Below are 22,931 nucleotides of genomic sequence, written 5' to 3'. Positions count from 1 at the left end.
GAACTTCATATAAATATAGATAACTAACTACCGTAGTATAACAGTGAGATAGGGAGGAAGACAAAAATGACAAACTCATGGAAACGGCCAAAGTTAACGATTGCAAAGACAAAAGGGGAATGGGTCTGGGATATTATTGGTTATTTATTTTACTTCGGCTCGATTGTCTTTTTAATCGTTGTTTGGAATAAGCTTCCGTCAGAAGTTCCAGCGCATTATAATGCGGTAGGTGAGGTTGATCGGTGGGGGTCCAAAATGGAACTTCTCATATTGCCGTTTGTTGGAGCTTTCATTTTAATTTTTATGCAAGTACTTGAAAAATTTCCAGAGGTCCATAATTATCCAAGCAGGATGAATGAGTCGAACGCAGAGCAATTTTATTTGCATAGCCGGAAGCTCTTAAATCAAATCAAAAATATTTGTTTGATTCTCTTTTCTTTGATCCTTGTTGAGTCCATTTTCGTAGCAAATGATTGGGCAAGCGGTTTTGGGATATGGTTTCTGCCGATAACAATTGTGGGAACGGGGATTCCGATTGTAGTAGGGATTATAAAGCAAAGGAAGATTGGATAGGGAGGTTGGGAAGTTTATTACATGGAATATTTTGTTGATGGAAATTTTCTATATTATATCCGATATACTTAATAGCAATAGATAAAACTAAAAGTGAAAGAAGGATAATCAATGAAAAGGAATGTACTAATAAAAGTGATCGTCATGATGATGCTATTACTTTCGTTTGCTTCAAGCAATACGGTAAATGCAGAAAGTAATACTTCATTAAGTGATGGTACCTATACAGTAGGAGAGGACATTTCTGCAGGATTAGCTAAATTTAGTATTCAGAAAGGTACAGCAACAATCCATATTAGCAGGGGTACGTTAGATCTAGTTTATGAGACTCTTAGTGATCAGTTATTCAATTCTAATCAATTTACAGCTAGCTTGAAAGACGGGGATAAGATAGAGGTCACCCTTGATGAAGCTACCAATTTAATGGTGCAGTAACTCTCAAAATTAGATTTGGAAAACTTATCAGCGGGTTATTATGAGGTGGGTAACGATATTCCGGCGGGAACGTACACGTTACAAATTGATCGCCCAGAGGATGACTATGCGTATATCACTATTTATGATAATCAAGATAACGAAAAAGATTCCTTTAGTTTATATAACGACGATGATCCCATTGAATATACAGCTTCTGCAGGAGAGAAAATCTATATATCATCGTTAATGGGGACGATGAGCTTTAAAGAGAAAATTCTTGTTCCGCAAAGTATCACGTTAAGTAAATCAAGTTTATCCCTAAAGGTAAACCAAACGGCACGGTTGACAGCTATTGTAAAACCATCTACTGCAATTAATAAAAATGTTAGCTGGACGAGCAGTAATCCGGAAATTGCTACAGTAGATGCAAAAGGTAATGTAAAAGCACTTAAAGCTGGAAGCACAACAATTACAGCCACGGCAAATGGGGATTCCTCTATAACAAAAAGCATAAAAGTTACTGTAACGAATATTGTCCCGACTAGTTTAAAGTTAAGTAAATCGATACTAAATATTACAAACAACCAATCTATTAAAGTTATTGCAACAGTCGCGCCAACGAATGCAGTAAATAAAACAGTTTTATGGAAAAGCTCAAATACGAAAGTAGCAACGGTAGATTCGACAGGGAAGATTAAAGGATTGGCAAACGGATCCGCTACCATTACAGCAACGGCCAAAGAAAATCCTAAGGTTTTTAAAACTGTGGCTGTAAAAGTTACTACGAAAACAGTAAAAGTAAATAAAACAAGTTTGTCTATAACAGCGGGAAAGACAGGGAAATTGACAGCAACGGTATCACCATCCGATAGTACAGATAAGACAGTAAAGTGGAAATCTACTAATACAAAAATTGCAACAGTGGATAGTAAAGGAAAAGTAACGGGCAAAGCAAAGGGAAAGACGACGATTACGGCAACAGTTAAAGGTGCTAAAACGGTAAAAGTTAAAGTGACAGTTACGCCTCCGATTATGGCAAAATCGGTGAAGATTAACAAGAAATCAGTCACGTTAAGTAAAGGCAAAACACTAACCTTATCTGCAACGGTAAGCCCAAGTAACACAACGAATAAAACAGTGAAATGGAAATCTTCCAATACAAAAGTCGCAAAAGTTGATAAAAAAGGAAAAGTAACCGCTGTAGGTGCTGGGACGGCTAAGATTACTGCTACAACAACAAATGGTAAAACTTATAGCACAACGATTCATGTTCCTTATGTTAAGAGTTTGAGTGCGGGTAAATGGAAAGCAGGAAAGGATCTACCAGCAGGCCGTTATAAAATTACGACGAAATCTGGTACTGGCAATTTAGTAATTGGAATGGGTACTGAACGTTTTGTAAATGAGGTTCTAACGAATGATGATGATGATTTTGGTGTAACTGTTGTTACAACAGATATAAAATCAGGAGATCAAATTGAAATTTCGGGATTAAATAGCGTTCAATTTACTCGTGTTTCACATGTGAAATCAAATACACTGCATGCTGGATACTGGACCGTTGGAAAAGATATAAATGCAGGGAAATATAAAATAACAACATCAAGTGGGATAGGAAACTTAATAATAAACAGAGGAAACAATTTACTTGTAAATGAAATTCTTTCTAGTACACATGATGACTATACAGTTACAAGTGTAACGACAACACTTAAATCAGGAGACCGTATTAATATTTCAAATTTAAATAAGGTGATCTTTAAGAAAAGGTAGGTATTAAAGGGTGATGTTTCTCATGTAAGAGAAGGATCATCCTTTTTTTATCTTAAACGTTATAACGTATTGAATTCAGCTTCTTAAATAAAACTATCTATTTTATTGTTAATTATTTAAATCTTTAATTAGCTTTTTTAAATTTGGTGAAAAGGGGGAAAAAGAATGACAATTACAACAAAAAAATTCTCATTTACCATTAATGCAAAGTGTGTTTAAGCAATGTCTACCGCCATCGTATTTTAGAACACATTTAAAGCGAAAATACGCCAACTCAGTCTATGTCACGATACCTTTGACAGATGCATAAGGGGCTCTTTCGTAAGGAAAGGTTGCCCCTTGTAAAAATAATCATAATTATTTTAATTATGGTAAAATAAAAACAGGAATTTATTAGCAGGTTATATGTATCTGGTAGGGAGTGTAATTTTATATGAACTTGCTTCGTAAAAGTTTACTATTTGGTATATTGATATTTATTGTTTTTGTTATATGGAGTTATGTGGAAAATAATGTGTTTAATTTGGCTGATAACACTTTACGAGCTTTGATTTTTGCTTTTGTGTATGCCCTATTTACAGGATTATTTGAAAAAAAGACAATAAAGGAAAGTCGATCACCTAATTAGGTTATATAACAATATTTTCTATCAGTTTCATTAGTGGAAATTGATTTTTCGAATATTAAGTTATCCCATCGGATATTTATTAACTATTGTACAGAAGTCGGATATGGAACTAGAAATCGAGGCTGGTCGAGTAAAGGCGTAGAATTTACTAAAAAGGGGAATGCTCAAAAAATTGTATCTACTTTTATTCACCATAATTTATTGTGTAGTAACACAGGTTTTGAATATAGGCTATATACCTGCTATGGGAGTTTATTTAATAGGTTTAATCTTTATCAAGGGAATTTTTAGTGGAGAATTAAAAGATGTCTTTAACTTTAAAAGGACTAAATATTTGTACGAAAAAAACGGATTTAAAGCCTCCTTAATGGAGCTATTGTCTTTAATGTTAATTTTTATTAATTCAATTTTAATAGATTATGAACCTCTATCTCCTTTTGAATTTGTTTATTTGTTATTTCTTATTGTACTTGTATACCGCTTTCTATTTTGGGGTATAACACAGGCAATCGGGAAAAAATTTAGCTCTAAGGTGTAATTCAGATGAGTCCTGAAATGGTTAATATCATACTGGACTTTTACCATAAATCGTTAAACTTTGATGAATGTGTATTTAACAGGTTTTTATAAGATATTACGGTCGAATTCTACCATGGATATTGGCAACATAGCTCGTTTAATGGGATAACTGATTCTTTTTGTCAGGAATTTATGAGTCATTTTTTTTCAGGATATCAAACAGAAAATATACTACATAGAGATACCGTAAAACAAATTCCTATTTTCCTTTTATGTAGAAGCGGGACAGGAATCATTTAGAAGATTGGCAAAAGAATACGTTGCACGACGTAGAGGACAAAATTAAGAATGGAGAGCTGTATGCTGGGAGTCGTGAATTTTCAATTTATCTTAAGTGACTGAAACTTTCAATTTATAAAATCAGTCTCCATAAAATGAGGTGGAAATAAATTGAACAAAATAGTCCTGCAGTTTGGTTTGGCCCTTGTTGTATTTTTATTTTCAGCGGGAATAGCTTTTTATGAAGGAAGTGGAATTGTCGATGATGTATTTGAGTGGGATTATTCCACACCGTTTACCCACTTGTTCCATGGAGAAATAATTGAACCGACGGACATATCCACATTGGATTACTTTGTGTACGCAGCGAAGTATCGACCAACCTATCCACTTCTTATGGCAATAAGTGTATTGTATTTAATAACTCTTATTGTATATCGATGGATTGGCAATAGCAGAAAAGAATTTTCTTATTTTATTGGTATACTAGGTGTGCTTTTGTTAGTTGGTTGTGCGGTTACGAATTATCCATCAACTGTTGGCGGACAGACGATGTTTGCTGTTTTATTAGCAATTGGTATTCTTTATATGGGAATATCAATCGTACTTTATTTTAATAATTGGTTGGTTGGAAAACGATGTTAGTATGATAGTAACGGGTTCCGATAAGGGAGAGAAACAGTTAAATTAGAATATCAATTAGCAGACTAATTCGCATAGCGATTTGGTCTGCATTTGTATTGTTATATCAATGTTTAAAGTGAATTAACAATGAGATAACTATGATATTAACACCTGTATTTTTGCTTAGACAATGGCTGTTGTCCAGTGTGAAATTCGTGTGCTAAAATTGGTGCTAAAGAATATGTTAAATGGTAGTAGAAAAACAATTTACTTTAAAAGATATTCTTACCTAAGATAGTTCGCTGGATATTGGCGAACTAATTTTATTTAAATTCAAATGGAAAATTTACGTTAAAATTATTATATAATTATGAAAAATTGCTTTTTTAAATTTACTAAGAAATTGTTACAAAAAAATTAAAGGGAGTGAATGTAATAAAGAAAAAAGTTGGATGGACAATTGCAATAATGGTACTTTTAATAGGAGTTGGCATTGGATACTATTTCACTGCATTGTCACTTTATGAGCCGTCAGAAGATTTATACGGTTTCCCAATTCCTAAAAAAGCTGAATTAGTTCAAGAAAGTAACAAATCAAAAAGTTATGATTGGTCAAGGGCTTCTGAAGAAAATGGAATACCATTTATTACAAAATTGCTCTTAAAGCAAATGGTTGGAAAAAAGGTGAAAGAGAAGGGACTTCCGTTTTATACACAAAAGGAAATCACACAATTGATTTGCTTTCTTCTACCAAATGGTTAGACATTATCAAAGTAAAGTAGATAGAAGTAACAAGCCCTCTTTGACAATTAGGGGCTTTATTTGAATGAAGATAGTTAATTCTACATCCAAAAACGCTCAGAGTAAATTCTGAGCGTTTTTGTTTGCTATTTATGTGGTTAATTTCTCGTTAAACTCTATGCTAATAAGCATATAATTTATATTGTTATTAGCAATTATCTCTTCCAAAACGGAACCCGTTAGTATGATAGCATCGTTTTTTTGCTTGTAAAATTGCACTTTACTACAGTGAAATTATCAAGATGAAAAGTTAAGTACATGGGACTCATTCGAGAAGGAAATAAGTCAAAATCACACGCCATATGCACGGAAAGGGCTTATTCGAGAAGGAGAGCAGCGCAAAACGCCCCTCAAGTGCACGAAAAAGCCGTATTCGGGAAGGAGAGCAGCGCAAAATGAGTCAAGTCCATATTATTGTGTAAAAGTGTTAACAATGTTTTCATGATATAAAACTATTTTCGTATAAAAAGCTACAAATATTTCGAATTTACATTGAGGGGCGGGCGTGATAGCCTGGAGGGCAAGCCAGGAGTTGTTAAACTGCTGGCTTCCTGGCTTTAGATCATGCCCGTCGGAGGCTCAATGTCAATTCGAAATTAGGCCGTACCACTTTCTGAGTTGAGTTGGTTTTCTATTTAATTTTTAAGGTAAGGGGCTTTATTTTTATCCCAGTCTTCTTCAATATCCATCAATACCGAACCAATAATCCTAATAGCTGATTGTTCGTTCGTAAAAATTCGAATGACTTTTTCCCTTCTACGAACTTCCTGGTTTACACGCTCCAGCATGTTTGTGGTACGTAAATGTTTATGATACCCAACAGGGTGAGAAAGAAATTGTATAGCATCTTCAAATCCATCGTCTAAAATTTCAATGGCTTTGGAAAAACCTTTCGTGCCCTCGTATTTATTTGTAAACCGGGTTTTTAATTCTCTCACGACTTCTAAATCTGAATTTCGAAATAGATCCTTTAGTTCTTGACGAGCTTCAGATGTTCCCTTTTTAGGTAAAGTATCCATGATGTTTTTTAAAAAATGGACACAACATCTTTGCCACGAAGTTCCTAAAAAGGATTCTTTTATGGAAGCAACCAAGCCACCGTGGGCATCAGAAATAACCATTTTAGGTGATTGAAGACCTCTAGACTTTAAATAGTCAAAAAATGAAGTCCAGCTTTCAGTAGACTCAGTGTGATTAATTTTTAAGCCAATAATTTCTCTATGTCCAGTTTCGTTCACACCAACAGCAATATGAACGCTTTTAGAAACCACTTTTCTGTTCTCACGAACTTTAATATACATGGCATCTACATAAATGTATGGATAATAATATGTGTTAAGAGGGCGGTTTTTCCAATCATTAATAATAGGATCTAAGGATTTGATTAGATTGGAAACAAGCGATTTTGAAACACTCGTGCCACATAATTCCTCTACAATTTTAGTAACTTTTCGCGTTGAAACACCATTCACAACCATTTCAACCATAGAAAGAATTATAGCTTGATCGCAGCGTTTGTATTTTTCGAAAATCGTTGTAGAAAATTCGCTGTCTCTAGAACGAGGAACTTTTAACTTAAGTGAACCAACTCCAGTGATCAATTCACGCTCATAATAACCGTTACGATAACCTTTACGTTCATCAGTCCTTTCGTGGGAAAGAGCATTGATGTATTCATCTCTTTCCTTTTCCATTAAGGAATTCAAAATAAGAGCTAATGAAGCCTTCACAGGTGATTCAAGCGAACTTTTTTCTACTTTGTCTTTGAGATCTTCTAAGTTTATAGTAATATTGATTTGGGTCATCATCATGTCCTCCGTTTATGGTTTTCTTGGTCGAAAACATTGTAACACGGATCATGATGATGACCTTTCTTTTTACACAATTATATGGACTTAATCGAAAATCAATCCCTATGTGCACGAATCCACAAGATGAGGGAAGACGAAGCGCGAAAATCAATCTCCACGTGCATGAATCCGATCGATGTGGCAATAAATTCCATAACGCCAGCACCAAATGCCCGAATCCGAAATATACAATCAGAAGGAAATTTCCCCATCAAAAAGGAATATACATACAATAATAAGCGAACGAGGAGAGAGGGTTGTGGATGGACTTACATTGGGCTGTGGTCTTGTTTTGGGTATTATCGGGAGCTTACTTATTTCTATTTCTAGGTGGACTACTGGCAAGATCGTGGAGGGCATTGGTTGTTAGTGGAATTGCGGTGATATTGCCGTCGCTTTACTTTTTCGGTGCGGAAAATTGGTTAAGACTTGCAATATTGCTTCCTTTTCTTTCTTTTATCTTTGCTTATTTGGTGAGAAAAAATAGATCTGTATAAAATTGAGAAATTGTTTAAGTTTGTAATCTAGTCCGAGGTTGGATTACTAAGTTGAAATATTAACCTTTTTTGAGATGGGAGACCTAATATGAAAATAAACCGAACTAATGATTTCGAACTAATTGCTAAGTTGAATAAGCATGTACACGATTTGCACATAAAGTTATATCCCAAGCACTTTAAAGAATATAACTTTGAAGAGGTGAAGGCTTTCTTTGCAAGTATTATTGATATAGAGGAATTCGTGTTTCTTATTTTGGAACAAAATGAGCAGCCTTTAGGTTATGCGTGGATAGAATTAAGAGAGTATCCGGATAACCCTTTTAAAAAAGCGTATAAATCTGTATATGTGCATCAAATTAGTATTTCAGAAAATCAAGGCAAAAAAGGTTACGGTTCAAGATTGATGGACGAAATCTGTAATATTGCACGTGCAAATGGGATAAATAAAATTGAATTAGACTATTGGTGCGATAACGAGATAGCAAAAAGCTTTTATAAGAAAAACGGATTTGTAAAATACCGTGAATTTGTTTATAAGGACATTTAAACTTGATACTGTACTCTGAGTAAAAAATACAAGAGGTGCAATTGTACTATACCTTCTTTAATTTATCCAAAATTATGTTTCAAAAGGGGGAAGGAAATGAGTAATTTAAAAGGGAAAATTGCCATCGTTACGGGGGCTAGTCGTCGAAATGGGATTGGTGCTGCGATTTGTTTAGAGCTTGCTCGGAGGGGGGCGGATATATTTTTTACCCATCTTCGCCAATATGATCGGCAAATGGACTATTATATCGAAGAAGATTTTCCAACTGAGCTTGAGGGGGAATTGAAGGATATGGGTGTACGGGTCGGATCATTAGAGGTTGATCTTAGTCTGCCAGATGGACCTGGGAATCTATTAAATGAAGTGGAAAATCAATTAGGTTTGCCTTCTATTCTAGTGAATAATGCGACATATAGTATTGATGTAGATTATAAAGCAATGACAATTGATATTCTGGACCGTCATTATGCTGTAAATGTTCGTGGAACATGTATGCTTACAGTGGAATTTGCAAGACGAATTGAAGGAAAGCACGGTGGCAGAGTGATTAATCTCGTTTCGGGTCAAGCTAAGTCACCGGAACCGGGTAACTTAGCTTATGTGACGACCAAAGGGGCGATTTCGACATTTACGAAGACGATGGCCTTAGAGGTTGCGAAACATCGCATTACTGTTAATGCTGTTGACCCAGGTCCAACTGATACGGGCTGGATGAGTGATAAGTTAAAAGAACATTTATTGCCTAAATTCCCGATGAGGAGAATCGGACAACCTGAAGATGCTGCTCGCATTATCGCTTTTTTGGCAAGTGATGAGGCGGAGTGGATCACGGGGCAGATTATTCATTCGGATGGGGGATTTTGGGACTAATCTCATTCAGAAGGGTGAAGCGAGGAAATAAGGGTTATTCAACGGTATCTTCTATTAACAAAAGAAAAGAAAATAAAAAAAGTGGATTCGAGAATATGTCGAATCCACTTTTTATACTCTGTTTAACTATAATATCTGACCAAAACAAAAACTAAAGAGGATATTTTGAGCAAGGATGTCTAAAATATCATTGAGATTGACTGCAAATGAGCAGTCTTTTTAATGTAAAACGCGTGTTCATTGACAAAAAAATAAGCAGGAGTATACTTGGAATTGAACAATTGTTCAAAACAAATGTTCAAAATAGTAAAAGAGATATGCCTATAAAATCAGAACAAATAATCCCTTTCCTGAATGGAGGAGTAATAATGAGTCAAATGCAAAAACAAATTCAGCTTGCAAAACGTCCGATTGGAACGCCTTCGATAGAGGATTTTGCTTTTATTGAAGCACCAATTGGAACACCGTCAGATGGTGAGGTACTGATACGTACCGTATATATTTCAGTTGATCCGTATTTACGTGGAAGGATGCAGGATGTAAAATCATATATTCCACCATTTCAATTAAACGAGGTCATTACAAGTGGAGTCATTGGCCAAGTTGTAGAATCAAAGTCGGAACAGTTTGCTAAAGGTGATTTAATCATTGGTACTCTAGGCTGGCAGGAATATTCGATTGCGAACGAGAGAGAGATTCGAAAAATTGATCCGACGTTAGCTCCTGTAACAGCGAACCTTAGTATTATTGGAATGACAGGATTAACAGCATATTTTGGCCTGCTTGATATTGGACAGCCGAAAGAAGGAGAAACCGTTGTCGTATCTGGAGCTGCTGGGGCAGTGGGATCGACCGTTGGACAAATTGCGAAAATTAAAGGGGCACGTGTCGTGGGGATTGCCGGGACAGAAGAAAAATGTCGCTACCTTTTAAATGAACTCGGATTTGATGCAGTAATTAATTATAAAAAGGAAGATGTTCCTAGTGCATTAGAAAAAGCTTGTCCGAATGGAATCGACATCTATTTTGATAATGTTGGTGGCGTTATTTCTGATGCTGTATTCCCACTTCTTAATAAGTTTGCGCGTATTCCGGTTTGTGGGGCAATTTCTGCCTATAATAAAGTCGATATTGATATGGGACCACGCGTTCAAACTGCACTTATCAAAACAAGTGCCCTTATGAAAGGATTTACACTAGGAGATTACTCTAACCGATTTAAAGAAGGCGGTACCGCACTTGCCAAATGGTTAAACGAAGGCAAACTTAAATATGAAGAAACCATTACCGAAGGATTCGACCATATTATCGACGCCTTCCTTGACCTTTTTAAAGGGGCTAATCTCGGTAAGCAACTCGTCAAAGTAGCGGATATTGAAGAATAACTGGTGAACCCCATTTAAAGGATATTATTTACTTTTAAAACTGAAGTGTTTGAGCGGGAGGCAGGGGTAGGGAAGTCCCCTGCGGAAAGCGAAGTGTCTGGAGCGAAAATCAACAACCTAATACAACAGAGCCTTTATAAAAACAATGAAGGGGCTGAGTCAATTAAAACAGAGTAAAAGTAATGACAAAAATAAGGTTGTCCGAGATCAAATTCTTCAAGCAGCAAAGAAATTATTTGCGAAAAAAGGCTATGAAGGGACAACCGTAAGACAGATTTGTAATGAAGCAAATGTTTCATTGGCTCTCGTTTCGTATCATTTTGGAGGGAAGGAAAATGTTTTCTTTGAAATGTTCGAACCGATTAGACAATTGTTTGCAAATATGAATTATGATTTATCCGATCCGTTAGGTGCACTTAAAATCTTTTGTAGACAGTTTGTTATTTTTAGAAATGAAGAACATGAATTAATTAGTATTTTACAACAAGAGTTAGTGATGAATAGTCCAAGATTAGAGAAGCTGACAGATGTGTTTTTTCCTTCTTGGGAGCAACTTCGGTTGATTTTAAAAAAGTGTCACGATGAAAATGCAATTCAATTTCCCCCAATCGATCTAGCAGTGAACTTTGTGATGGGAACTTTAATGCATACTTTTAATATTTCATTTTTGAATCGAACACAATCGGAATTGTCTCCTGAACAGGTAGCGGATCTGGCTGTAAGTTTTATTATTAATGGACTTACTAAGGGAAAGAGGTAGGAAAGATGAAAGCGGCAAAAATATATGGAGCAAAAGATATACGAGTGGAAGAAGCAGAAATACCTGTACTAGAAAATGGAATGGTGAAGGTAAAAGTTGAATATGCGGGCATTTGTGGAAGTGATATGCATGAGTATTTAGCGGGAACTTATCCAATGCGTACTCAACCTGTTTTAGGTCACGAGTTTTCGGGTGTCGTAGTGGAGGTAGGAGAAGGAGTAACCAATACAAAAGTAGGAGATCGAGTTGCTGTTGAACCACTTATTCCTTGTGGAGAATGTGATAATTGCCAAAGAGGCTTTGTAAATTTATGTACAGAGCGTCAAGGATATGGATACACAGTTTCAGGTGGATTTGCTCAATTTGCAGTTGTGAAGGAAGAGAATATTTTCCACTTGCCTGAAAACATGAGTTTAGAGCTTGGTGCACTTGTTGAGCCAACAGCTGTTGCGGTTCATGCTGTCCGTCAAAGTCAATTAAAGCTTGGAGATACTGCAGCAATATTTGGTGCAGGTCCAATTGGATTATTGTTGTTACAAGCGGTTAAAGCAGCGGGAGCAAGTGAAGTTTTTATCGTGGAAGTTTCGGAAGAACGTCGTCAAAAAGCATTAGAACTTGGTGCTACACATGTGATTAATCCAATCGGTACAGATGCAGTTGCCTTTATCCGTGAACAAACGAACGGTGGAGTAAATGTAGCTTTTGACGCAGCAGGTGTACAAGCGACATTTACAAGTGGCGTAAGTTCCGTGCGCCCAGGCGGTGAATTCAAGATTGTCAGTGTATGGGAAAAACCAGTCAATTTTGATCCAAATATGATTGTAAGAACAGAAGCGAAAATCAGTGGTTCTTATGCATATGTTCGTTTATTCCCGGAAGTCATTCGCCTGCTTGCTAGTGGCGTCATTGACGGCAACGCAGTCATTACAAGTCAAATTGCGTTAGATGACATTGTAGAAAAAGGCTTTGAAAAATTAACAAAAGATCGTTCTCAATGTAAGATTCTTGTGAATATGAATCTAAATTAATTGGTGGTTGCTTTAAATAGATTAGGAGATTAAAAGCTATTTTATAGTAAAATTTCGGCAAAAAGGCGACAGATTCATTTTTGAATTCGTCGCTTTTTTTCATTAGGAAGAAAAATCCATCACTACTTACCTTATAGTATTCTTCAATATTAGTTAATCTGTTTTTCTTTCCAATTGAATCGTGACGGGTATGGTGGTGTCGATTGGAATACAAGCACCAGTCCAAGCAAAATCAATCCAAAATTCATTCATTTTGATTTTTTAATTCTCCTTCTTCAAAATCAGTAGCTTTTTCATAAGAAGAACCATCTATCTTATAATTAAAAACAGATGGAGTACTACCCTCTCCGATATACGAGATTTTATAAAGTCTACTCTACTCATCTTCAACATTCAATATCACCTTCCAACAATCACTTTTTCCTTTAAAATGCTGTGCCTCAAATTTATTAGAAATTTGTTTTATCTGTACAGGCAGCCAGTATCAAGATAATTGCATATAACCTATCAACAATAAGTATTTCTTTATAATTATTTCCTCCTTTGCTTGTAATATTTGATGTTCAGATTCAATTTTTATCCCACTTTTTAAATTATTTAGAACACAACAATTATTTATGATTCTTTTTAAGTAATGGAGGAGAGAATTTCAAAAATTTGATAGACTAATTTCCTACTGGCTGCATCTAAACAAGGCCAGTGATTACATAGAAGAACAGAAATGAATTGATTAAATCATTCAAGTACTATCATATAGTATAAGATATAGTACTAAAGGTATGGGTATAATCCTTTTTTTTAGTTATTTTTTACCGTTTTTGTTATTTTATATTGTGGTAGGTAAAGAAACTTTTTATAATAGTAATCAGAAAATTGGGAGTCTTTAGTTTTATAACATTACTTTAAGGGGTTGGTTTATGTGAAAAAAATAATTCTATTAAGGCAACAACGTTAGGTGAGATGAAAGAAGAAATAGAGAAAGAAGAAGCAACGGCTGAATTATTAGGACAATATGAACCAGAGGCTACTGGGACAATTAACTTAAAAAATGCAAGAGCTTATGCAGAAAAATATTATAAAAATTATAATAAGGGCTACCCTGAATTCGGTAATGATTGTACAAATTTTGTTTCTCAAATATTAGCAGAAGGTGGAAGAAGAGAAGTCTATCCTATGCATCTTCCATCTTATACAACTGATTCGAAGTATTGGTATATGAAAAAACGTCCTGATAATTCTTGGGGATGGAGTAAATCTTGGACTGTAGTATCGGATCTTTATGCTCATTTAGTGAGAACACAAAAAGGATATAGTAGTACAAGTAAAAGTTCTATTATTAGTAATGCAAAATCTGGAGACGTAATTCAATTTAAAAAGCCAGGGGCAGACCGTTATTCTCATACAATGTGGATTTATGAAAAGCAAAGTAGTAATCTCTTACTTTCCGGCCATGATAATGATTATTTAAAACGTAGCTTTAATGCAATAACGGGTTATGCAAAATATAGAATAATCAAAATGTAATAGAGAGGAAGATTAACATAAAAAAGAAAAAAGTTATTGGACTAATTGTGCTTTTATTTGTAGTTTTCATCGTATTGTTAAGTTCTATAACTATTTTTTCATATGAAGAATCTAAAAAGTTTAAAGGATTTCCTGTACCGAAACATGCAAAATTAACGAAAAGTAGGGCGGATTTTGAGGCGTATGATTGGTCACCTGCTTCGGAGGAAGAAGGACTTCCCTTAAGATATCTTCTTATCATCAAACTTAAAGGTTGGAAAAAGACGTTTGAAGAAGGTTCTTTAACAATCTATGAAAAGGATGGATATAAGATCGATGTCATATCCCAAACGGATTATTTATCTTTAGGGATAGATTCGGATTCCAAAAATGACAATAAAGAATAAAGGGTAAAAAAGCTTTCGGTGTAGATTAAAAAGAAGATGTTTGCACAAACCTTAGTGATATAAGAAAAATGACTATCAAAAAGTGTAGTAGTTGATAGTCATTTTTTATTATAGATCAAATGGCTCTTTTAAAAGCTTGAATTTCTTAATGCAAGGAAGATTGCTAGTGTAATAAAGAAATTTACTGCCAATGATGCTGTTCAGAATCCTGCTTGCAGCCTCCCACAATAAAAAAGCAAGACTCTCATCCCATCTACCATATATCTCGTAGGTAAAATAGGACCAAATATTTGAGGGACGATAGGCAAAGTCGAGAAAGGAACAGCTCCTCCACTTGTCGCTAGTATATCCTTATGATATAGAATCGTATATTAAAGGAAAAGAACGACTCGTTATCGAAATATAAAGATAAGCATTGGGATGGTATAAGGAGGTTGGAAAATATGCCTGAAATCGAGCATAGTACATATATAAAGGTGGAGAAAGTAAAAGTATATGAAATACTTTCTTCTCCTGAAGGATGGAATGCATGGTTTACAGATGATACTTCTCTCACACTAAATTCTGAGGGAACTGGTGATATTCGATTAAAATGGACTGATTTCGGCAGCAAAAAAGAGAATATTGAGGATGGCGGTAAAATACTTGAGGCAATCCCTAATAAATCATTTGTTTTTCAATGGTCTCCGGGCGAAAGTATAACTACAGTATCTATTAAACTTGAGAAATATAAAGATGGAACTCTAGTAAGGCTAAGAGAAACGGGATACTCTAGTTCTGAAAAGGACTTAGCTGCTTATTTAGGGTGCGCTGTAGGTTGGGGAGAGGCGTTAACGCTATTAAAGGTTTACCTAGAATATGGTATTGTGTGCAAACAAGATTTGTAGACCATTTTAAAAAGGGGTAGATAAATTTGGAGAAAAAATCACTATTCGTATCGTCTTTAGCAGGATATGAAGAAGAAATTGGCCGTTGGCTATGGTGTTTAGAAGATGTTCGACGCACCATAAAACAGAGATTATCTGGAATTAGTCAAAGCGATCTTGATACAAAAATCGATGAAAGACAAACGATTGGCTCACTTTTATATCATATCGCTTTAATCGAAGCCGATTGGTTATATGAGGAAGTGTTATGTACTGAATGGGACCCAGAAATACGAGAGTTGTTTCCGTTCGAATGCCGTTCTGATGACGATTCATTAGCCCATATCGAAGGACAAAGTTTGGAAGCGCATTTTGATCGTCTTAACAAGGTACGTGAAGTTTTTCTTTCACATTTTCGTACAATGGATCTTATAGATTGGCGGAAACCAAGGGTCCTTGAAAAATACGATGTCACACCTGAATGGGTCGTCTACCACTTAATTGAGCACGAATCCCATCATAGAGGACAGATTTTTCAATTACTTAGTAAATTAAAGCATGAACGTATTTAATTATTAAAAAATCGACAGTTTAATTTGCTGTTGATTTTTTTATGTAGCCGTCTGAAAAAAGGATCTCAAAAAGGTATTTTTGTTTACAATGTAGAATTCCTTTTTTAGAAGGAAGGTCGAAAAGGTAAATATAATGTTGAAAAGTGGTGAAAGAGTGTCGAAAGCAATCCCGAATAGAATTCATATTATCGGTTCAGTTGGTAGTGGAAAAACAACTTTAGCCCGATCATTATCTAAAAAATTGAACATCCCATTTTATGAATTAGATAATGTTGTATGGATAAGGACAAAATCCGGTGATGTGCAAAGGGGGCAGAAGGAAAGAGATAAGTATCTTACCGATATTGTAAGGTCAGAAGCATGGATTATCGAAGGTGTCCATCATCCATGGGTATCCCCGAGCTGGGAAAAAGCGGACTTAATAATCTTTCTGGATACGGATTATTCAATAAGGACTTATCGAATCATTAAACGATATATACGACAAAAATTAGGACGCGAAAAAGCGAATTATCAACCGTCGTTTGACATGTTTAAAAAGATGTTCGGTTGGAATGCTTATTTCGAAAAGAAAAGCAAACCTGAAATTATGGAGCTTTTAAGACCGTATGAGGAGAAATTGCTCATTTTAAAAGATAATAGAAGAAATATTTTGAATGAAGGTTCCTAAGGGGTGTGGAGATGGAGTTTATTATTAATAACGACTGTTTCAATAAGGCGATTTCAGAGGTGAGGAAAGGAATTTCTTCGAAAACGCCTTTGCCGATTTTAACGGGTATTAAGATAGTCGTTAATAAGGAAAGTGTTATTTTAATCGGAAGTAATTCGGGTATCATCATTGAAAAAAGAATTCCTTTAATGATTGATGGAGTCAAAGTTTTAGAAATCGTACAACCGGGGAGTATTGTTATTCCGGCCAACTACTTGAGTGAAATCGTTAAGAAATTGCCATCTGATGTTCATATGAAAGCAAATGAAAAGCAGTTGATTACGATTCAATCTGATGAAATTATTACACATATAAGTGGCTTGAATGCGGATGATTATCCAAGACTTCCGGATATTCAGCAAAACTTCTGTATAAAGATAGGAAGTAATGAATTAATCGAACTATTTAAACAGACGATGTTTGCTGCCTCATCAAACGAAATGAAGCCAGTATTAACGGGAGTTCATATGAATTTTTTAGATGACAAACTTGTTGTTGTTGCAACAAATTCACATCGACTGTCTAGGAGAGAACTGTCTATAGAATCCGATGTGAATGCTTCTATCATAGTTCCACGGTCAAGCTTACTGGAGTTTACGAAGTTATTTATAGATTCAGGGGAATTAAAGCTGTTCATAACGAACAATTATATTGTCTTTCAGTCAAAGGACATGACTTTATATTCAAGATTAATCGATGGTGTGTATCCGAATACGGCTGGACTCATTCCAAAGGAATCAAAAACAAGAAATAGATTAACTACCAATCAATTTTTAAAAGGAATAGATCGTGCCTGTTTGTTTGCAAGTGAATGGAGAAATAATAATGTGAATCTATCGATTGTAGAAGGGGATAAAATAAAGATTTCGTCATTGGCATCGGAAATAGGAAAGATTGAGGAAACCCAAACGATTCAAATGGTTGAAGGACAGAAGGAACTGAGTATTTCTTTAGACGGAAGTTTTTTAAAGGATGCATTAAAGGTAATTCAGGAAGAAGAGATAATGATACAATTTGGCGGATCAATGAGTCCAATATTCATACAACCTGTCGGTAATCCATCGTTTCTGCAACTCATATCGCCGGTTCGGACGTATTAAAAGGGGGAGATTTATATGTTTCCGGTTTTAGAAACAGAGAGAATGAAATTGAGAGAAATAGTTGAAGAAGATGCGGGCGACATTTTTTCTTGTTTTTCTAATGAACAAGTCACGAGGTACTATGGGCAAGAACCATTTGTAAAAGTTGATCAGGCAAAGCAAATGGTCCATCTTTTTGCAAAAAATTATGAGGAAAAACGAGGGATTCGTTGGGGAATGGAGAGAAAGGGAACAAAAGGATTAATCGGTACGATTGGCCTGAATGCATGGTCACCAACACATAAGCGTACGGAAATTGGCTATGAAATCCATCCGGACTTTTGGCGCAAAGGTTATGCTAAAGAGGCAATTTCAGAGATTGTTACATATGGACTTGAAGAGCTAGGACTCATGAGAATTGGTGCCGTTGTTTTTCTGGAAAACACAGCTTCCAATGAACTTTTACTAAAAATGGGCTTTCAGCATGAAGGTGTGTTGAAAAATTATATTCATCAAAATGGACGGTCGTATGATACGAATGTTTATGGGTTATGTAAAGTTGTGGATAAGAGCTGATGGCGATTAAAGGTGTGAATCATTTCTTATTTTCTGTATCAAATTTAGAAGCATCAATTGAATTTTATCGGAATGTGTTTGATGCAAAGCTGCTTGTTAAGGGAAGGAGCCTTGCCTATTTTGATTTAAATGGGATATGGCTTGCATTAAATGAAGAAAAGGATATTTCGCGTGAGGAAATCCATCTATCATATACACATATTGCTTTCTCTGTTGATGAAGAAGATTTCGATACAATGGTAGAAAAGTTACGTTCGTTCCATGTGAATATTCTTCCCGGTCGAGAGCGAGATGAAAAGGATAAACGCTCCATTTATTTTACTGATCCAGATGGGCATAAATTTGAGTTTCATACAGGGACACTGGAAGATAGGATGGCGTATTATCGAGAAGAAAAGGATCATATGGAATTTTATTAAGTTAAAAAAGCGGAGCCTGTTTTGGACAAGGATGTTTCAAAACAGGCTCATTTTGATACGGGAAGATGAAGAGCGAAAGTCCAATCCCACGTGAACGAATCCGTACGATTCGAGAAGATAAAGAACGAAAAAACAGTCTCATGTGGACGAATCCGTTCATACGGGTGGTTCGTTAGTTAAATAAGGATCGTCATTCGTTGCTGAAGGATTACGGAAAAGTTATTCATCTGAAGATTCATCTTTCTTCACCAATATCAGAGAAAGAATTTCGATCACATGCGAATTTTGCTTTGACTTTTCTAAAAATGACAAAGGGATTTGGCCGTTTTTGGCGGCCGCTCTATTTTTATATGTAAAGTTCTCAATTTTTGCCTCTGGAAAGTACTGATGAAAATATCCACCTAAGGATAAGTTTTTTTACGTTTGGATCAGAAAAAAGATAGAAAAAGAAGAGGTTTAGCACCCAAAAAGAAAGTAATCGAAAAAATGGGAGTTAAAGAAAAAGTGATTCATCGATTGCCAAGCGTTTTGAATAAAGGACGGCGGATATTTTTTTAAATTAATGAACATTATATATGTTGAGCGGGAGGTGAATGTTGATGGAGAATAACAAAAAAACAAAATCATCCAATACAAAAAATGGATCAGGGTCTTCATATAATAAGAATCACGCGGGTCATTTACCAGACTATGGTGGAAATGATGTGGATCCGAATGCAAAAGGGATTGTAACTAAGGATGAATAGTACTCATGATAAGACGCCTCGTTATTGGCGTTTTTCTTATATAGTTAGGAGGGTAAATATGGTAAATAATCACGTAATCAACACGTTGAATGATTTTTTGAAAGGTCAATATATGGGGATACATGCTTATGAAAACTATATTCAAAAAATATCGGATGAACAAATCAAACGAGAGCTTCAAAAGATTCAGCAAGAACTTAAAAACGATGCTTCCAAAGTTGCAGAAAGAATTCAAAATCTCGGGGGAAAACCTGCTGATAGTGAGGGCATCGTTGGTTCCATACAAGGTTATATCAATCATTTTACAATTCCAAATGATACATCCGAGATGCTGGAAGATGCGTTAAATGGTGAAAATAAAGGGATACAGATGGCAAAAGAAATCGTTAGAGGGGATCTCGATCCGGAAAGTCTTCAGTTAATTAAAGAACTTCTTAATAAAGATAGGAGTCATGTAGAGCGATTGCGGGGATTAATTCAATAAGGAGATGGTTTTCTGAATTGTATAATTGAGGTGAAAAAGGGATGCCACGTTATTCAAATAAATGGAGGATATTGAAATCATCGATGGATCCTCTTTTCAATTAAAAATTAAGGAAATTAAAGGAAGGGTTTCTTTTCTTCTTGTCGAATAATAGATTAAGAGTAATTTTAAAAGGAGCTCTTCGTGAACAGATGGATCAAATTAGTGAATTTCTCTCCCAAAATAGTAGAACTTTTTGTAAAAGGGAAGAGGTGATTTCTTGAATTATTATATGAGGGTACTCATCACGGTTATTTTGGTATTGGCAATTATAGGGATTGCATTTCTGTGGGGATTTATCGCTAAGAAATTTGAGAAAAGGTATGTTACACTTATTCAATCGAAAAAAGGGAATGCACTGATCATTTCAGGAGCATATCTGATTCAATTGTCACTGGTGGTCATAATTTCTTTTCAATTTAGGACCTTTATTATAGATACGTTATTTGTATTTAGTTTCATTATTTCCGGAATAGCTTGGTTATACTCTTATTTTCGAACCTATTCAGTGAATCAGCAAAAGGTCATTAATAAGCAATACGGCGGCGACTACAGTGTAAGTGAAATAAAAGTATTTAAGTTGGCATTAAATCCCTTTTTGATAGGAATCTATTCTTTTTCTATTATCGGCATCGTTGTAAGTTTTTTATATTATCTACCTTACTTTTTTTAGTCTTGAGTTTTCTACATAATAATATCATAAAGAAGGACCCCGTTTAGGAGTCCTCTTATCACTACATTTGTTTTTGGATACTGTATTTTTTATCAATTTTTATTTCTATTTTTTCTAAAGCCTTCTGATCTTTAATAATGTCTAATCTATTTTTATTTACAAGTTCTTTTAATGTAATATTTTTTCTCATAACTTACACTCCTTTCATATTTCATTATACCCTAAAATAGCCTAGGTAAAATTAAAATAGTATGAATATTTAGTGAAATATTCATTAAATAGGATTATTTTTATAAAAATTTGTCTGAAGCTAAATGGTCCCTGTCGACCGCTTCGGGTGGACGTTCCATCCAATCATTTTCTATCATGATATTCATACCGTCCTCCACAAAAAGACCGATTTCAATTAAAAAACGAGAATACATCGTTGCCAAATCCTTCCTTCCGTTTGCGGATAATGAATTCGCATAAGACCGTACTTTCATAGAAAACATATCTATCTTATGGAATACCATCAATTTATCTGAAAATGGTGAATCGGTAGATGTACTTACTAGATGGTCCAATAAAGAAGGGGAAGGTAAATGATCTTTATGTAATTTTTTTGAACAATTTTCTATATGTTTATTGGTTATGTTCCTTCCTTTAATAAAAAAATCTTTTACTTTCTCATTTTTAGCTACTTGGCTAAATCCAATAAGAAGCGCTTTACTCGTAATATCATTTTCAATATTATCAAACAAATGCGCGATCTCTAAGCTATGAAGATTTCTTACATCACCAAAGAATCCATTTAAATAATTATTCTCTTTTATAAATTTAACTTTTTCAGGTGTAGGAATAGTTGTAGTCTTTATTAATAAACCTTTCATATTAAGTACATTATTTACTTCAAATAAAAGCTTTTTCGTAGAGTTAAGACAATAAGAAAAAAATTCTTTAACATCCTCTCTAATTACGATTGGAATGGCAATAGAATAAAGACTGAGTCCTGCTTTTCCTGCATATTTCAAATAATAAAGATAAAATTCATCTGCAAATAGTCGTGGAGCGCTTAGATTCACATCCTGTTCACCAAACCCCAAAGGTATTGGAAAGTCTTCTTGAATAAATATTTTTTCAATTTCTTTAACCATTGACTCACTTAGATGTAATGCATCATTTAAAACCTTTTTGATATCTTTATCTTCCGTATGCAGAAGGTAGTATGTTAGGACCCGAATAGACATGGAATTACCCATATATGTAGCCCATAATTTTCCCATTTCAGCTGCACTTAATTTTTCATTTAAAGAATTACTCTTTACCATTTATATACAACTCCTGCTATATTATTTTCCTTTGAAAACATAATGTACAAAATCGTTAGGATTCTTATTTTTTCCAATCAGTGGTGATACATACGGTTTTTGTGGAAAAAATTCGATAAATTCCTTCAGATGTCTATTTCCTCATTCATGTATAATAAAATGAAAAAGAAAAGGATGACTTATTTCTACATTAAAGGAGCTGATATTTATGGAAAACTTCGAAGAGTACGATGATCCAATTTTATACGATAAAGAAAATGAATCATACACAGCGGACATTCCATTTCTATTAAAATGGGCGGCAAAAACGGAAGGAACGATTATCGATGTCGCCTGTGGTACGGGTAGAGCGACGATCCCTTTAGCAAAGAACGGACACAAGCTCATCGGTGTTGATGTACATAACGGAATGCTAGCAGAAGCGAAAAGGAAAACGGACAAGCTTAATTTACCAATTGAGTGGATCGAACAAGATTGCGCGGAGCTTAACTTAAATGTAAAGAGCAATCTTATTTATACAGTCGGAAATTCATTTCAGCACTTCCTGACAAATGAAGCCCAGGATGCATTATTAAACTCTGTGAACAAACATTTGAACGTGGATGGGATCTTTATTTTTGGGACACGGTTCCCGAGTACAGAAGAATTACTGCAGCCAAGTACAGAGGAATATTGGAAAACATATATAGATGAAGAAAGTCAGCATAAAGTAGATGTATACACAATTAGTCACTATGATTCCCTTAATCAAGTTCAACATTACACGACGATACGAAAATTTTTAAACGATGCTGAGGAAATCGTTGATGAAAAGAAAACAAACATCAGCCTGCGATATGTCTTTCCGAAAGAAATGGAACGATTGCTGGAAAGGCATGGTTTTGAAATTGTTCATCTTTATAAAAATTGGAATGAGGAACCGATAACGAATGACAGTTATGAAATGGTGTATGTGTGTAAAAAATACAGGAAGTGTAGGAGGAAAAATGTTTGA

26 protein-coding genes are annotated in these 22,931 nt (G+C 34.9%); 23 read left to right on the top strand and 3 right to left on the bottom strand.

Translation table 11 applies throughout. The features are described from left to right. Positions 1-66: 66 nt before the first annotated feature. From MKY81_RS01990 to MKY81_RS01970, 5 genes are all read left to right on the top strand, one after another. Complete coding sequence (locus MKY81_RS01990; RefSeq protein WP_108073449.1) at positions 67-573, top strand: DUF1648 domain-containing protein; 507 nt, start codon at positions 67-69, stop codon at positions 571-573. Positions 574-684: 111 nt separating this feature from the next. Then, positions 685-1,008 carry a hypothetical protein gene (locus MKY81_RS01985; protein WP_108073447.1) on the top strand — a complete coding sequence of 108 codons (324 nt, stop codon included), beginning with the start codon at positions 685-687 and terminating at the stop codon, positions 1,006-1,008. A 45-nt stretch (positions 1,009-1,053) separates the two neighbouring features. Next, complete coding sequence (locus tag MKY81_RS01980; protein WP_108073445.1) at positions 1,054-2,763, top strand: Ig-like domain-containing protein; 1,710 nt, start codon at positions 1,054-1,056, stop codon at positions 2,761-2,763. Positions 2,764-4,360: 1,597 nt separating this feature from the next. Beyond that, positions 4,361-4,834: a YjdJ family protein gene (locus tag MKY81_RS01975; RefSeq protein WP_108073439.1), complete on the top strand. Its 474-nt coding sequence runs from the start codon at positions 4,361-4,363 to the stop codon at positions 4,832-4,834. Between the two features lie 405 nt (positions 4,835-5,239). Beyond that, on the top strand, positions 5,240-5,575 hold the full coding sequence (locus MKY81_RS01970) for a hypothetical protein (protein WP_341116469.1): 336 nt from the start codon (positions 5,240-5,242) through the stop codon (positions 5,573-5,575). Positions 5,576-6,249: 674 nt separating this feature from the next. Here the strand turns inward: MKY81_RS01970 and MKY81_RS01965 are convergent. Then, the gene (locus tag MKY81_RS01965) at positions 6,250-7,419 is read right to left on the bottom strand and encodes an IS256 family transposase (protein ID WP_341116467.1); all 1,170 of its coding nucleotides are present in this window, start codon (positions 7,417-7,419) and stop codon (positions 6,250-6,252) included. 308 nt (positions 7,420-7,727) lie between these two features. Here MKY81_RS01965 and MKY81_RS01960 point away from each other — a divergent pair, with 308 nt between their 5' ends. The 17 genes from MKY81_RS01960 to MKY81_RS01880 all read left to right on the top strand — a co-directional run bounded on the left by MKY81_RS01960 (position 7,728) and on the right by MKY81_RS01880 (position 20,627). Further along, entirely contained in the window at positions 7,728-7,961 is a 234-nt protein-coding gene (locus MKY81_RS01960) for a hypothetical protein (RefSeq protein WP_341116466.1), read from the top strand. 88 nt (positions 7,962-8,049) lie between these two features. Beyond that, complete coding sequence (locus MKY81_RS01955) at positions 8,050-8,511, top strand: GNAT family N-acetyltransferase (RefSeq protein WP_108070952.1); 462 nt, start codon at positions 8,050-8,052, stop codon at positions 8,509-8,511. Positions 8,512-8,607: 96 nt separating this feature from the next. Next, entirely contained in the window at positions 8,608-9,381 is a 774-nt protein-coding gene (locus MKY81_RS01950; protein WP_108070950.1) for an SDR family oxidoreductase, read from the top strand. A gap of 368 nt (positions 9,382-9,749) precedes the next feature. Then, positions 9,750-10,766, top strand: coding sequence for an NADP-dependent oxidoreductase (locus MKY81_RS01945; RefSeq protein WP_108070948.1), 1,017 nt, complete (start codon positions 9,750-9,752; stop codon positions 10,764-10,766). 145 nt (positions 10,767-10,911) lie between these two features. Further along, positions 10,912-11,526: a TetR/AcrR family transcriptional regulator gene (locus tag MKY81_RS01940; RefSeq protein WP_108070946.1), complete on the top strand. Its 615-nt coding sequence runs from the start codon at positions 10,912-10,914 to the stop codon at positions 11,524-11,526. A 5-nt stretch (positions 11,527-11,531) separates the two neighbouring features. Then, entirely contained in the window at positions 11,532-12,554 is a 1,023-nt protein-coding gene (locus MKY81_RS01935) for a 2,3-butanediol dehydrogenase (protein WP_108070944.1), read from the top strand. Between the two features lie 960 nt (positions 12,555-13,514). Then, the gene (locus MKY81_RS01930) at positions 13,515-14,078 is read left to right on the top strand and encodes an amidase domain-containing protein (protein WP_108070943.1); all 564 of its coding nucleotides are present in this window, start codon (positions 13,515-13,517) and stop codon (positions 14,076-14,078) included. Between the two features lie 47 nt (positions 14,079-14,125). Further along, entirely contained in the window at positions 14,126-14,464 is a 339-nt protein-coding gene (locus MKY81_RS01925; protein WP_084347843.1) for a hypothetical protein, read from the top strand. A 443-nt stretch (positions 14,465-14,907) separates the two neighbouring features. Next, on the top strand, positions 14,908-15,351 hold the full coding sequence (locus MKY81_RS01920; RefSeq protein ID WP_108070941.1) for an SRPBCC family protein: 444 nt from the start codon (positions 14,908-14,910) through the stop codon (positions 15,349-15,351). A 26-nt stretch (positions 15,352-15,377) separates the two neighbouring features. Beyond that, positions 15,378-15,902 carry a DinB family protein gene (locus MKY81_RS01915; RefSeq protein ID WP_107921042.1) on the top strand — a complete coding sequence of 175 codons (525 nt, stop codon included), beginning with the start codon at positions 15,378-15,380 and terminating at the stop codon, positions 15,900-15,902. 154 nt (positions 15,903-16,056) lie between these two features. Beyond that, entirely contained in the window at positions 16,057-16,572 is a 516-nt protein-coding gene (locus MKY81_RS01910; RefSeq protein WP_244913447.1) for an AAA family ATPase, read from the top strand. An 11-nt stretch (positions 16,573-16,583) separates the two neighbouring features. Continuing rightward, positions 16,584-17,711 carry a DNA polymerase III subunit beta gene (gene dnaN / locus MKY81_RS01905; protein WP_066234880.1) on the top strand — a complete coding sequence of 376 codons (1,128 nt, stop codon included), beginning with the start codon at positions 16,584-16,586 and terminating at the stop codon, positions 17,709-17,711. Between the two features lie 15 nt (positions 17,712-17,726). After that, positions 17,727-18,266 (top strand): GNAT family N-acetyltransferase, encoded by a 540-nt coding sequence (locus tag MKY81_RS01900; protein WP_108070939.1) that lies wholly within the window; start codon positions 17,727-17,729, stop codon positions 18,264-18,266. Further along, positions 18,266-18,685 (top strand): FosM family fosfomycin resistance protein, encoded by a 420-nt coding sequence (gene fosM / locus MKY81_RS01895; RefSeq protein ID WP_108070937.1) that lies wholly within the window; start codon positions 18,266-18,268, stop codon positions 18,683-18,685. The genes MKY81_RS01900 and fosM overlap by 1 nt, the downstream gene beginning before the upstream one ends. 599 nt (positions 18,686-19,284) lie before the next feature. Beyond that, complete coding sequence (locus MKY81_RS01890; protein ID WP_160331475.1) at positions 19,285-19,431, top strand: hypothetical protein; 147 nt, start codon at positions 19,285-19,287, stop codon at positions 19,429-19,431. A gap of 58 nt (positions 19,432-19,489) precedes the next feature. Continuing rightward, positions 19,490-19,915 (top strand): DUF2383 domain-containing protein, encoded by a 426-nt coding sequence (locus tag MKY81_RS01885; protein WP_108070935.1) that lies wholly within the window; start codon positions 19,490-19,492, stop codon positions 19,913-19,915. A 259-nt stretch (positions 19,916-20,174) separates the two neighbouring features. Further along, the gene (locus MKY81_RS01880; protein ID WP_341116459.1) at positions 20,175-20,627 is read left to right on the top strand and encodes a hypothetical protein; all 453 of its coding nucleotides are present in this window, start codon (positions 20,175-20,177) and stop codon (positions 20,625-20,627) included. Positions 20,628-20,688: 61 nt separating this feature from the next. On the opposite strand, the gene MKY81_RS01875 is transcribed toward MKY81_RS01880, so the two are convergent. Together MKY81_RS01875 and MKY81_RS01870 are read right to left on the bottom strand one after the other, a co-directional pair. Further along, positions 20,689-20,817, bottom strand: coding sequence for an FbpB family small basic protein (locus MKY81_RS01875; protein ID WP_107921044.1), 129 nt, complete (start codon positions 20,815-20,817; stop codon positions 20,689-20,691). A 100-nt stretch (positions 20,818-20,917) separates the two neighbouring features. Then, a complete protein-coding gene (locus MKY81_RS01870; RefSeq protein WP_341116456.1) occupies positions 20,918-21,937 on the bottom strand; it encodes a DUF3231 family protein in 1,020 nt (339 codons plus the stop codon). Positions 21,938-22,145: 208 nt separating this feature from the next. Here MKY81_RS01870 and MKY81_RS01865 point away from each other — a divergent pair, with 208 nt between their 5' ends. Continuing rightward, the gene (locus MKY81_RS01865) at positions 22,146-22,931 is read left to right on the top strand and encodes a class I SAM-dependent methyltransferase (RefSeq protein WP_108070929.1); all 786 of its coding nucleotides are present in this window, start codon (positions 22,146-22,148) and stop codon (positions 22,929-22,931) included.

This window comes from Heyndrickxia sp. FSL W8-0423 (assembly GCF_038009395.1).
Taxonomy (GTDB): domain Bacteria; phylum Bacillota; class Bacilli; order Bacillales; family Bacillaceae_C; genus Heyndrickxia; species Heyndrickxia sporothermodurans.
This window is presented reverse-complemented; position numbering and strand designations above follow the sequence as displayed.